Source organism: Polycladospora coralii (assembly GCF_014773435.2).
Lineage (GTDB): Bacteria > Bacillota > Bacilli > Thermoactinomycetales > Thermoactinomycetaceae > Polycladospora > Polycladospora coralii.
On record NZ_JACXAG020000004.1, the window covers coordinates 40228 to 53632 of the forward strand.

10 protein-coding genes are annotated in these 13405 nt (G+C 38.9%); 8 read left to right on the forward strand and 2 right to left on the reverse strand.

The annotated features are described in order from the left end of the window. Positions 1–7: 7 nt before the first annotated feature. The 7 genes from IC619_RS09955 to IC619_RS09985 all read left to right on the forward strand — a co-directional run bounded on the left by IC619_RS09955 (position 8) and on the right by IC619_RS09985 (position 7278). On the forward strand, positions 8–1102 hold the full coding sequence (locus IC619_RS09955) for an SDR family oxidoreductase (RefSeq protein ID WP_191139914.1): 1095 nt from the start codon (positions 8–10) through the stop codon (positions 1100–1102). A gap of 837 nt (positions 1103–1939) precedes the next feature. Further along, the gene (locus IC619_RS09960; RefSeq protein WP_191139913.1) at positions 1940–2353 is read left to right on the forward strand and encodes a DUF2283 domain-containing protein; all 414 of its coding nucleotides are present in this window, start codon (positions 1940–1942) and stop codon (positions 2351–2353) included. A 372-nt stretch (positions 2354–2725) separates the two neighbouring features. After that, complete coding sequence (locus IC619_RS09965; protein WP_191139912.1) at positions 2726–2887, forward strand: hypothetical protein; 162 nt, start codon at positions 2726–2728, stop codon at positions 2885–2887. A gap of 14 nt (positions 2888–2901) precedes the next feature. Beyond that, positions 2902–3036 (forward strand): RHS repeat-associated core domain-containing protein, encoded by a 135-nt coding sequence (locus IC619_RS17335; protein ID WP_191139911.1) that lies wholly within the window; start codon positions 2902–2904, stop codon positions 3034–3036. Positions 3037–4120: 1084 nt separating this feature from the next. Then, positions 4121–4396: a hypothetical protein gene (locus tag IC619_RS09975; RefSeq protein WP_191139910.1), complete on the forward strand. Its 276-nt coding sequence runs from the start codon at positions 4121–4123 to the stop codon at positions 4394–4396. A 1004-nt stretch (positions 4397–5400) separates the two neighbouring features. Further along, entirely contained in the window at positions 5401–5652 is a 252-nt protein-coding gene (locus IC619_RS09980) for a hypothetical protein (RefSeq protein ID WP_213260877.1), read from the forward strand. 96 nt (positions 5653–5748) lie between these two features. Next, entirely contained in the window at positions 5749–7278 is a 1530-nt protein-coding gene (locus IC619_RS09985) for a catalase (RefSeq protein ID WP_191139909.1), read from the forward strand. 48 nt (positions 7279–7326) lie between these two features. Here IC619_RS09985 and IC619_RS09990 read toward each other — a convergent pair whose 3' ends face one another. Together IC619_RS09990 and IC619_RS09995 are read right to left on the reverse strand one after the other, a co-directional pair. Beyond that, positions 7327–7590: a hypothetical protein gene (locus tag IC619_RS09990; protein ID WP_191139908.1), complete on the reverse strand. Its 264-nt coding sequence runs from the start codon at positions 7588–7590 to the stop codon at positions 7327–7329. 113 nt (positions 7591–7703) lie between these two features. After that, positions 7704–8702, reverse strand: a complete 999-nt coding sequence (locus tag IC619_RS09995; RefSeq protein ID WP_191139907.1) for a catalase family protein — start codon at positions 8700–8702, stop codon at positions 7704–7706. A gap of 337 nt (positions 8703–9039) precedes the next feature. On the opposite strand from IC619_RS09995, the gene IC619_RS10000 reads away from it, so the two are divergent. Continuing rightward, positions 9040–13356 (forward strand): S8 family serine peptidase, encoded by a 4317-nt coding sequence (locus IC619_RS10000; RefSeq protein ID WP_249669815.1) that lies wholly within the window; start codon positions 9040–9042, stop codon positions 13354–13356. Positions 13357–13405: the final 49 nt, after the last annotated feature.

Sequence of the window (13405 nt, forward strand, 5' to 3'; positions counted from 1 at the left end):
AGAGGGGATGTCACATTATTTTTTCACTGGGTTTCCGGGTTTCATATCATCCCGATTAATCAGGCAACTCATTCGGAAAAGATCCGATTTAAGTAAGATTGTCCTGCTTGTATTACCCCATATGGTATCGAAGGCTGAAGCTGAGCTGGCACATATTGCCGAGCGAGAACAAGTACCGTTACATCTTTTTCGCGTGATCACAGGCGATATCACAGAAAAAAATTTGGCGATACCAGCCGATATTCAGTCGGAGCTGGCAGGATCTATTACTCATGTGTTTCATTTAGCTGCGATCTACGACCTAGCGGTAGAGCAACATGTAGCTGAAAAAATAAATGTCCTCGGGACCGAACATGTCAACCAATGGTTAATAACCCTTACTGAGCTAAAGCATTACATATACTTTAGTACAGCTTATGTATCTGGGAAACGTGAGGGTAGAATTTTAGAAAACGAATTAGAGGCGAATCAGTCCTTCAAAAATTGGTATGAACAAACGAAGTATGTAGCGGAAGTCAAAGTGAAAGCTCAAATGGATCGAATTCCAACTACGATTGTGCGACCTGGTATTGTAATTGGAGACTCCAACACAGGAGAGACGAGCAAGTTTGATGGCCCCTATTTCTTTTTAAATATCATGGATCGTTTAGAGGGAATGCCGATTTCCCCATTTATCGGAAAAGGAAAGGCTGAAGGGAATTTTGTGCCCATTGATTACATCACGGAAGCGACTGAGTATTTAACACGAGACCAAAAAGGAATCGGCGCTACCTATCATCTTACCGATCCGAAACCTTATCAGATGAACGAAGTCTATCAAATGCTCAGCCAGGGATATCGAAAACAAGACCCTGCCGGAGTGGTATCACCAACGATTTTGAAAGGATTATTTTCAATTCCCTTATTACGGCAAAAGTTACAGGTAGAAAAAGAAGCAATTGATTATTTTATCTATGAAGCCGTTTACGACACCACACAAACCCAATTGGCACTCAAAGACTCAGGCATCTCATGTCCGGACCTAAAAGAATACCTTCCCCGAATTATCGAATATTATCAAGTGCATAAAAATGATGCGAGTAAACATTTAGATATTAAATAAATGAGATTGCAAATTTTTCAAAAAAGTCCGCTCTAGCTAGAGCGGACAAAACTTCTTAAGCATATCTTCCCCATAAGAGACTGTTAGCATTACGCTATGTCTATCAAATGAATCACAAAATACTCCTCTTTTATCATTTTTTCAAATAAATATTATGATGGGTTCAACATCATTTGTTCCAAACTGTATAGCTATAGGAAAAATATCGAAATAAGCACTGTATGTAAATTAATTTATAATGGATTTTAATTATAAAATAAAAAGATGAATAGTCAATATTTATTTTTATACAAACAGCATTTCATATTGACAAGGTTGTGCCGGCTCAATATAATAAGCTAATCAATATAAAAAGGGATAAATTATTAAAATCGACTTTATGTTATACTCCTAATCATTTGTTTATGAAAGGAAATAGGACCTTAAATGAACAATCGCAAATGGAGAATTAGATTCAAAACTTTAGCAATAGTTTTGACTATCGTAATCACGTCATCTGTTTTTCTTCCTGAGTACGCCAATGTATACGCAGCGAAAAAAGCAGAAAATGTAAAATTAAACGCAGTCCAAGAAGCTCCTGAACTTCGTTCGGAGAATTCGAAAACTTACTTAAAAGGCAATGGTATAACTTACATATAAGAGCAGTATTTGGAGCCGATTCACTACAAAGAGAAAGGCCTTTGGCAAGAGATTGAAAATGACATAACCATTTCAAAAGAAAAGACTGAAAAGTCTTCATCCATATGCGTTTATTCTAACTCCTGTGGACGATTTTTTAGAAATAGACTGTTGGTGATTAACCCGAGTTGAAAAATAAATATACAAGGAGTATATATGATGAGAAAAAGCATTTTAACCTATGATCCTCAAGTTAATATGGGCTATCTTTACTTAATTTCTAAGAGAGTCCCACATGGTCATTGTCGTGAGTTAGATGAAGATAGTGAGCTCATATTGGACTTTGATAAAAATAACAAGTTGATTGGTGTGGAGTTTTTTCCGAACAACTCTCATAAAATAAGAGAGCTTATTCGTGGTAATAAGCAATTTGATAAGAAATATAAAAATGAAAACATGTATTATGTACTGCAACTGAGTAAGGGCGATGCTAAGGTTACGCTTCAGTTAGAAGAACAAGATATACATTTTATTTTTGGTAATGAACAATTAGACGATCTTTTAGCTATTGAAATATATGCTACTGAAGATTATGATGAACTATTCCTAACAGGTGATAAAACGGTTAGATAAATTCTATGACAGATATGAAGTGAAGTGAGAACTCACTCTGTAAGCTTACGCATTTCCACCTCCAATGTGTTATGAAGCTATTGGAGGTGTTTTTTAAGGACAGACTTTCCACAGTTTTGTTCCTGCTAAAAATCGGACGTAAAGTTTGAAATATTATAAATTTTCGTGTATCTTTTAAATCAAGAAGAGTTCTCGAATGCTTTTTTGTATTGAAGACTCGAGTCCTCACGAGGTCAACTATGCAGAGAAGATTATGAATGATTTTCTCTGCAGAAGGGATGCGTCAGACCAAAACCACAGCTTCGGGGAACCATTACGTTCCATTACGACGAAAACAAAAACGTCACCCATGAAACCGATGCGCAGAATCAAGTGGTAGCCAGCTACACCTTTAATGGCATCCAACCTGTCAGCATGACCCGTGGTGGACAAGCCTACTACTACCAGCTAAACGGCCATGGTGATGTGATCGCGCTAACCAATACGAGTGGAAGTGCAGTAGCCACAACTATGACGCCTATTTCAATCTCGTGAGTAAAACAGGATTTGTGGAGAACTCGTATACGTATGCGGGGTATCGCTATGATAAGGAAACCGGGTTGTGTTATTTGCAGAGTTGGTATTATAATTCTGAGATTAGAAGATTTATTACGAGGGATACGTTTGATGGGTTTGATGATTGACCTCTAAGTTTAATTAAGTATGCTTATACAGAGTGGAATCCGATTAACGGAATTGATCCAGATGGGCATTACTAACTATATAAGAGATGGGTATATGCTATAAAATATGGTATCAGATATTGGCTCTCTACTTATGTTGGTTGGAAAAATGCTGGAGCAGTTCTAAATTGGTTTTATACACTAGGCGGAACTGCGATCACTTCTGGATTAACATCTAGATTAAAATATCAGAAAGCAACTAGGAGTCTTCGCAGCATTATTGGTAGACGATTGAAATATTCGATAATTAAGAATGCTAGTCGTATTACCTTAAAAGTTGCTTTAAAAGTAGGATTAAAAATATTTTCATCAGCATTTATTGTAGACGCATGGAATCTGGGTTACGGTATATATTTAGGATTCCAACGGTACCGATAGCATAAATATGAGCAGGAGCTTGCATTTTTAATAAAGTCTAAACTCCTGTTTCACTCCCAGTATAATAGCGCACATTGTCTTCATCACAAGAGAGTAATTCAAATAAATATATGCGGAGGTTATCATGTATAGGTTAGAAAGAATGTATTATTACTTCGTTATCATTGCACTCTCATATGGATGGATAACGAATCCGCTATTAGGTGATTTAATAAGTCTTCAATTTGGTATTATAGGCTTTTTAGGGACTGGATCATTTTTTATTTGTTATAAAATATATCGTACTTCCTCAAATAAATCCTATTTAAACTTCTGGATCGAATTGTCACTCAGTTTTTTAATATTTCTACTTGTGTTTACAATAATATATTTCTTGATGTAAAAAAGAAGGATTTAACTAAATCAGAAAGCAAAGATAAATCTACCAAAGCAAGGTCGTACACCTACCGTGCGGACGGCACAGCTTCGGGAACCAGTTCCATTACGACGAAGACACAAACGTCACCCATGAAACCGATGCGCAGAACCAAGTGGTAGCCAGCTACATCTTTAATGGTATCCAACCCGTCAGCATGACGCGTGGTACTAGCTAAACGGTCATGGCGACGTCATCGCTCTGACTAATGCTAGCGGAAGTATAGTAGCCGCGTATAACTATGACAATCTCGTGAGTGAAACAGGATCTGTCGAGAACCCGTATACGTATTTAGGATATCGCTATGATAAGGAAGCCGGTTGGTATTATTTGCAGAGTCGGTATGTACTGCAACTAAGTGGGGGCGATGCTCAGATTACGCTTCAGTTAGAAGAGCAAGATATCCGCTTTATTTTTGGTAATAAACAATTAGACGGTCTTTTAGCAATTGAAATATATGCTACTAAAGATTATGATGAACGATTCCTAATAGGGGATGAGATGGCAAAGATCAATCATGTCGATTAACCAAAATACACGATTTTTATATAGAAAAATCTTGTAAACGTACATGTTTGAACAGGAATGAAGAAAAAATGTGCTCTGTATACTTGCACATTCTCACCTCCACCAGGTTACCAAGGTATCGGAGGTGTTTTTCTAAAAACTGGTTACACTAGTATGTTTGATCTTTGGATAAACTCCAATTATTTATTTATCATTACCTATTCTTTAGAATAGACAAGCCTTTTACGGCTCATTATAATGGGTTAGTCAATATGAAAATGCTAGTGAATAGGGCTTTATTTGAATAGAGAAAAAAGAAATTGACACCTAAATTTGAAAATAAAAAAATAGTCAGAACTATATTATCTTGCTCATGCATGGGTATGTGTGTCTACTCCAGTAAAGAAAGAGAGATCATATGAAATTGATTGGGTCTTGGATGCGTAAAACGATGTATATGTTTATAACAATCGTGATGGTATATTAATATTATTTATATCAATCATGTATTAGATATCATAATTATTGTACTAATAGTAGATCGGATTTTTTTCTTTTTTTTTGCAACATAATTAAGCAGAATCATTATACTTAATTTAAATGAAGTGATACTAACAGAGATGAGTGACAGTAATATGGATTGGGCTGTTTAGTATTATTTTATATCTTTTTTCTATTATGGATCGTGCAAGAACATAGATTTATTGGTGAGTTGAATAAAGAACTTAGGAAAAAGAGGGAATTATCAGAATCTTTTTTAAAAGGTATGGAAAAAGGTTTTTTTAGGACAAAGATTAATGTTTCCATTTTAATGGTTTTAAGTGTTCTTTTATTAACAGGATACTACTTCATTAAACCTTAGTAAAATGGGATATGCCATGATGGATGAAACGGATTGATTCGCTAATCATGAAGTGGCAGTATTTTTAATGCTATAATTTTTACTAATAATTCCTATCTGCTTGTTTATTTCATATTGAAATATCTGTACCAGATATTAACCCATTTATAACGGAGTGTATACAATGTTGAAACGACGTCGTTCTGTGTGGGAACTCATTTTCCAGCTATTAACATTTGTAATAATTATAGTATTGGATCATTTATTGATTCCAGCTATTGGTGTAATGGGTGTGGTAATCGTAATGGGGATCATTCTATCGATTTATCGAAAAAAATTCACCCGCCCGACTGTATCAGCAAAGGTATTTGTAATATCAATCATAATGATATATGGTGGATTCTTTTTATTTGTATGCTTGACGAGAATCGGTTAAAAGTTGCAAGCATGCGGTGATGCAAAAATCAATCGCTTGCATAAAAGTAAAGATGCGCTTCATACTACTCCTAAATGTTGCATTAAAGGAGTGAGTATGTTGTCTGATAAAAATGAACAAGAACAAACATTGACGAATCGACAAGGGCACCCGGTAACGGATAATCAAAGTATTCGTAGTGTAGGGAATAGAGGCCCTACGGTATTAGAAAACTATGACTTTCTCGAGAAAATAACCCACTTTGATCGTGAACGAATTCCTGAGCGGGTGGTACATGCCCGGGGTGCAGGTGCTCACGGGTACTTTGAAGCATATGGAACGGTAGGGGAAGAGCCGATAGCCAAGTATACACGTGCTAAATTATTTCAGGAAAAAGGGAAGCAAACACCTGTATTTGTGAGATTTTCATCTGTTATTCATGGTGGGCATTCACCTGAGACATTACGCGATCCACGTGGGTTTGCTGTGAAGTTTTATACGGAAGATGGTAACTGGGATTTGGTTGGAAATAACTTGAAAGTATTTTTCATTCGTGATCCGCTCAAGTTTCCAGATTTAGTACATGCTTTTAAGCCGGATCCGGTAACCAATCGCCAAGATGGAGAGCGGATTTTTGACTTTATCAGTAATACACCGGAAGCGATGCATATGATTACCTTTTTATTCTCTCCATGGGGGATTCCTGCTAATTATCGTCAAATGCAAGGTTCTGGCGTAAATACATACAAGTGGGTAAATGAAGAGGGAGAAGCTGTTTTAATCAAATATCATTGGGAACCGAAGCAAGAGATTAAAAACTTAACGGCTAAAGAAGCAGAAGAAATGCAGGCGACCAACTTTAACCATGCAACTGAAGATTTATATGAGTCGATCGAAAGGGGAGAATTCCCAGAATGGGAGCTATGCGTCCAAATTATGAGTGATGATGCGCATCCAGAACTTGATTTTGACCCGCTTGATCCAACTAAATTATGGCCAACTGAACAGTTTCCCTTTTTACCAGTAGGTAGAATGGTCCTAAACAAAAACCCGCAAAACTACTTCGCTGAAGTAGAACAAGCCGCTTTTGGAACGGGTGTGCTGGTGGATGGGCTCGATTTTTCCGATGATAAACTCCTCCAAGGTCGTACATTTTCGTATTCCGATACACAGCGCTACCGTGTAGGAGCTAACTACCTTCAATTACCCATCAACGCACCACTCAAGCATGTGGCTACCAATCAGCGAGATGGACAGATGACCATGCACGTCGATTTAGCTGAAGGGCAAAACCCACATGTTAACTATGAACCTTCTTCATTAGGAGGACTAGACGAAGCGCCTAAAGAAGCAAAAGACCACACGCCTCATGTAGAAGGAAATGTGGTGCGCGAAAAAATTGAACGCGAGAATAACTTCAAACAAGCTGGGGAGCGCTATCATATACTTGAGGATTGGGAACGCGAAGATTTAATCGCAAACCTCGTAGAGCAACTGTCAGGATGTCAACTCCCTATTCAAAGTCGCATGATTGAGCTATTTAAACAGTGTGATGAAGATTACGGTAAGCGTGTGGAAATGGGTTTACAAAATCATAGGATGCCAGGCGCAAAAGAAGCAGAGGGGCATGCTGCTAATCCGTATTAAAAATAAAACCCCAAACAACTTATGTAAGAGTTGTTTGGGGTTTTATTTTTACATAAGCCAGCTATAAATCAATAATGCACCAACTACAAACACAATATTAAGTATTAAGGCAATCCACAGCGGTATTTTCGTTTGCTTGAAGGCCGCAATTTTATATTCTAGTAATTTGGTGACAATGACATAGCCAACGATGGTGAAAAAAGTCGTTGTCAAGTTGGATGTTAAGCTTAATACGATAATCCCAAGCAAAAAACCGACAGCAATGCTAGTCGATTCTAAAGGCGGGACGGGCTTTTTTAGTAATGCATTCATTTTCAAATTCCTTTCACATGGGTACAAAGAAGCGGTTTGTCTTACTTATAGAGATAGTATACCACTTTTTGCGTTGGCGATAGGTATGGAGGTTTAGTGAAAAATATATGATGCTATTCTGATTCTAGATCATGGGGTTCGGTTAATGCTCTATGATCACGTTGATGTCTGAAGTGTGCAAGACTTTGATAGATTTCTACTCGGGCCCGATTAATCCCGCCTAATGGTTGATGCTCTTTTAAGCAATGTCCCGGTGAAAAGGAGAAGGATTCGGCTAATTGATTACGTTTTTCTGTTTGGAAGGATTGTTTCGGTATTATAAGTGTAGCCACTTTGATGAAGGGGGAATCTTTTTCATCCCACTTGACGCTTGCATCTTCAATTGGCATTTGAATAGGGTCTTTTTGTAATTGAATCATAAAATCAAATGTCGCCTCGTGTTCGGACAGGTGTTTGGCTATGTTATCAGTCAAGTAACGATCTGTTAATGGATGAGGAAGTTTGCTTGTGTAGGTGGAGGTAGGTACGATTGCATACTTCACCACATGGTCAGTTCCAAATTGATAAGGAGTCGTACTCCAATATCGAATATCTAAGGGAGAAGTGTGGTTTTTCTTGCCTTTTTTTAATTCTTTTAGTTTGCGAGCATGTCCAGTCAGAAGCATTTTAGCTAAAAAGAGAAAAGGAGACCATTTTGTCGTGTAATATACGGCATCATGAAATAACTTCACTGTACCGAGGGGCATGGTTGGATGTGATAGGAGCACAAAGTCTTGTGTATGATGCTCGTCATCTATATATTTTTCACCTTCTACGTCATATAATTTGATCGCGATTCCGCGAAAATCTTTTTTTGTATCGGATTGAATCTGGCCACTCGAGTTCGAGATGCGAACCCACGCAGGATAAGTTTTTTGTTCACGCAAAATCCCTACACGTAGCTTATCGGGAATTTGATCGGCTATGACAAAAGATGCCTTTAATAAAGCTAAATGCTTCGGATGAGCATCTCGTTTGGTTTGACCGCTTGGATACGTTTTTTTCATTTTTTCTTGTAACATTTGTTGCATCTGTTTAATATAGTGCGCTTCATCAGATTGTTGGTTAGGCATGCCTTAATCTCTCCTTATATAAATTTACATCAATTTAATTTTACACAATTATATTAACTGAAATTAAAAATAAGGTCAACATATGAAGTTCTCCTTAGAATTTCCAAATACATACATATAACTCTTATTATTAAATTAATACTCCACTTCAAATAATGATAGAATATATTGTAAATAAAAATTATTTAAAATTGTTTAAATTTAATGTTTAAATATGTTTTTTTTTCGTTTAGAATAGGAAGTGTAGGATTTTAAAATTATCACACGCACATAAAGGAGGATTTGTTCACTGTACGAAAAAAAGAAAATGGGATGATTCATGAAAGGGGATTCAATTTTGAAAAAAAATCGATCGGTATTTACTTTAAGCTGGATCTTGTCCATTCTTGTGATCGTGATGTCATTCGCTCCTGGTTTAGCAATGGCGACAGAAAACACAACGAATCTATCTCTTAATGATAACAAGCAAGTTACTCCTGCTAAAAAAATAAGTAAACGATTAACTGATCAATTTAATAAGCAAAAAGAAATAACCTTTCTGGTGAAATTCAGTGAACAAACGAATACACAAAAAGTAGCGAAAGATATGGAAACGAAAGCAAAGAAGCAGAAGGTAAGTGCTTTTAAGAAAGAATTAATGAAGCGGTCCGCTGTCATTTCTGAATTGCGTCTCACAGCAGAACAAACACAAGCTCCCGTTATGACGTGGTTGGAAAAACAGAAGCAAGCAGGACGTGTTTCTGATTATAAATCGTTTTTCATTGTCAACGCGATTGCGGTGACCGGTGATGAAAAAGTGATGAAGGAACTTGCCCAATTTAATCAAATCGCCAAAATATTACCGAATGAAACCAGGCAATTGGTTGGTTTAGCAGATAAAAGTAAAGCAAGTGGTGACATTACCCCTCAATCTACCGAGTGGAATTTAAACCAAATTGGTGTACCTGGTGTGTGGGAGAAGGGCATTGATGGTAGTGGTGTCGTCATCGCCAATATTGATACTGGTGTACAATGGGATCACCCAGCACTTAAAGAAAAGTACCGAGGATATGATCCTGCTACGGGTGAAGCGGACCATACTTTTAACTGGTTTGATCCGACCACAGGACAAGCTATTCCCTATGATGACCAGGGACATGGTACACATACGATGGGAACGATGGTAGGAGCAGAACCAGACGGTAGTAATCAAATCGGTGTAGCACCTGGAGCTAAGTGGATTGCGGTAAAAGCTTTCACTGCATTAGGTGGTACGGATGCTGACTTACTGGCGGCTGGCGAATGGATTTTAGCCCCGACCGATGCAGATGGCACCCCGCATCCTGAAAAGGCGCCCGATGTGGTGAATAACTCATGGGGTGGTGGTCCTGGACTAGATGAATGGTACCGTCCCATGGTAGAAAACTGGCGTGCTGCTGATATTTTCCCAGAGTTTTCAGCTGGTAACGACGGTGGAACGGCTGAAACGATTGCAAATCCAGCTAATTACCCGGAATCGTTTGCGACTGGTGCGACAGATAGTGAAAATAATTTAGCGAGTTTTTCTTCTAAAGGGCCGTCTCCATATAACGAGGTCAAACCGGAAATATCCGCACCGGGTGTCAATATTCGTTCCGCTATCCCTGGAAGTGGTTATGAAGGGGGTTGGAATGGGACTTCTATGGCCGGTCCGCATGTTGCAGGGGTGGTCGCTTTATTAAAACAAGCAAATGCATCACTATCAATCGATCAAATTGAGCAAATTCTCACGCAAACAGCCATTCCCTTAACGGATAGTACTTTCCCAGATACACCTAATAATGGCTATGGGCATGGATTAGTGAACGCTTATGATGCCGTGTCATCTGTCATTGATGGCTTAGGTGAAGTGAAAGGGCAGGTATTGATAGAAGGAGAAGATACAGAAGAACCGACCTGGACACATGATGCACCTAGCATTGCCTTTGAAAACATGGATTTACCGCTCAACTTGTCCGTCAGTGACAATATTAGTATCCAATCTGTTCAATTACACTATCGTGGTAAGGAAAGCGATGAGTGGAAACAAATTACAGCTAATCGAACCAGTGGGGATTATCGCTCTGGTGTGTATCAAGCGATCATACCTGGAGCTGATGTAGAAAGACCCACCTTATCTTATTATTGGACAGTGAACGATTTTGGAAACAATGAGGTCACTTCAGACACCTATGCGGTGGAGATTCAACCGGGTATCACACGTGGATATGAACAAGACTTCGAAACGTATCCAGCAGGTTGGTCTTCATATGGTGCTGAAAATAGCTGGGAATGGGGAATTCCGACAGCTGGTCCTGTAAGTGCGATGTCAGGTGAGAAAGTGTATGCTACAAATTTAAGTGGTGACTACGCCAATAATGCCAATATGAATCTACTCATGCCCCCAATTGATTTACCAGAAGGAACGACTTATCTCCAGTTTAAGAGCTGGTATGAGTTAGAAACTTCGTTTGATTATGGCAAGATATTTGTATCGCGTGATCAGCAAAGCTGGACAGAACTAGCGACCTATAATGGTACAAGTGGAGGCTGGATTGAAGAACAAGTAGATTTGTCTGTGTATGCAGGGGAGCGTATTTATGTCACTTTTAACGTAACCTCTGATTTATCGATTACGAATAAAGGGTGGTACATTGATGACCTTAGATTAACGGATGAAGCGATTTCACCAACCAAAAAAGCGCAATTAGGGGTTGAAAAGACTAAAAGTGAACAAAAGCGAGCAACGGCTAAAAAAGCGGTTGATCCTAAAAAGATAAAGCCGGCTAAAAAAGCGCAAGTTGTAGGACCTCAGACGCATACAGCCAACAGCGGCACACCTAAACCAACAGCTCTGCCTCTGGTTGCACAAGTGTCTGTACTGGAGTCGGGTAGATCGACGACTTCAAGTCCAGCTGATGGAAGTTATGCACTTTATCATGCTGCTGGCGATTACACATTGCGCGCAGAAGCATATGGATATCAGTCACAAGATCGTGCGGTCAACATTCCACGAGATAGCGTGGTTGAAGCAAACTTTGTATTGGAAGCGATTGCCCAGGGAACGGTTTCAGGTAAGATCACAAATGAAAAAACAGGGGAACCGATTGCGGATGCAACCGTGGCACTTCTGGAGGATGCGCGAATTGAACCCGTGAAGACGGATGAAGACGGAAACTACGCGTTGACAGCCTATCAAGGGAATTACACCTTAAAAGTGACGGCACCAACATATTATGCACAAGAAATGACTGTCGAAATAAAAGGAAATGAAACGATTACGAAAGATCTCGCATTAAAGCCGTTTATCGGTTATCCAGGAGAAATCGGATATGATGACGGTACTGCAGATAATGCACGTGCGTGGAATGCGGGTGGAAATAGCTGGGCGGTCAAAATGTCGCTAGCGGAAGGTCATCATAAAGCGATGGTTACAGCTGGAGTATTCCGCTTCTGGGATACAGAATGGCCGGTACCTGGTGGTGATGAGTTCGCAGTTGAAGTTTATGATGCGAGTGGAACAGATGGGGCTCCGGGTAAGAAATTAGCTGGACCTATTGATGCTACTGCACTTCGTAATGGAGATTGGACGGTTGTTGACCTATCTGCACAAGGGATTGTCGTAGAAGGCGACTTCTATATGGTTTACCAGCAAAAGTATGACAACCCCAATACACCAGGTTTAGCGACAGACGAAGATGGAGTGAACGCTGAGAGAAGCTGGCAAAGATTAGGTGGTGCATGGTCACCTACACCGCTTGAAGAAGGGAACTACATGATTCGTGCACGTGTCAATTATGAAGTGACGCCACCTATCATCGAATCTCCCAAAAATAACAGTTTGACCAACAAAGAAAAAGTGACGGTAACAGGGAAAGCAGCCCCAACAACGACGGTTAAACTATTTAATGGGGGAGAAGAAATAGCTACAACACCGGCAACAGATGAAGGAACTTTCTCAGTGGAAATCAACTTAAAGAAAGGGGAAAACGTGCTCACTGCTACATCTGTAACGGAAAGTGGGGGAACGGAACCATCAGCGCCGATTACAATTACGCTTGATCAGAAAAAACCGGTATTAACGATTGACTCTCCACTAGATGGGTTGAAAACCAATAAAGAAGTAATCACAGTTTCGGGTAAAGCGGTAGATGAAAACTTAGACAAAGTAAAAGTAAATGGTAAAAAAGCGACATTAAAAGAGGATGGAACGTTCACCTATCGACTCCTCTTGAGCGAAGGCGAAAACAAAATTAAAGTGTTAGCAATCGACCAAGCAGGAAATAAAGTGAAAAAAACTGTGAAAGTGTATGTTAAATCTACACCGCCAACAATTGAAAATCTGCATCCAAATGAAGATATCACCTTAAAAAGTGGAGAATCCGTTAAAATTGAATTAGACAGTGAAACCGATTTAAAAGCTTCTTATATCATTCGGATGCCCCTGGCTAATCCAGTCAGAAGTATGAAGACATCTTCAATCACAGAATTCCCTATGATGGAAGATGGAGAGGGGCACTATACAGCTTACTACACCGCAACTTCGAACTTAAAAAATATTCAAGGAGCAGTAGTTGAAGTGATTTTACGTGATGAATTTGGGAATGAAATACGTAAAGAAGCTGCTGGGAAATTGTTTATCAATGTAAAAAAATAAATTCAATTGGTTATAAGTGAGCGTATCTAAATGATGCGCTCACTTTTTT

Bases quoted from the DNA above. Each gene is read 5' to 3' on its own strand.
- IC619_RS09955 (WP_191139914.1), top strand. From the start codon at position 8: ATGTCACATTATTTTTTCACTGGGTTTCCGGGTTTCATATCATCCCGA.
- IC619_RS09960 (WP_191139913.1), top strand. From the start codon at position 1,940: ATGAGAAAAAGCATTTTAACCTATGATCCTCAAGTTAATATGGGCTAT.
- IC619_RS09980 (WP_213260877.1), top strand. From the start codon at position 5,401: ATGTTGAAACGACGTCGTTCTGTGTGGGAACTCATTTTCCAGCTATTA.
- IC619_RS09985 (WP_191139909.1), top strand. From the start codon at position 5,749: ATGTTGTCTGATAAAAATGAACAAGAACAAACATTGACGAATCGACAA.
- IC619_RS09990 (WP_191139908.1), bottom strand. From the start codon at position 7,590: ATGAATGCATTACTAAAAAAGCCCGTCCCGCCTTTAGAATCGACTAGC.
- IC619_RS09995 (WP_191139907.1), bottom strand. From the start codon at position 8,702: ATGCCTAACCAACAATCTGATGAAGCGCACTATATTAAACAGATGCAA.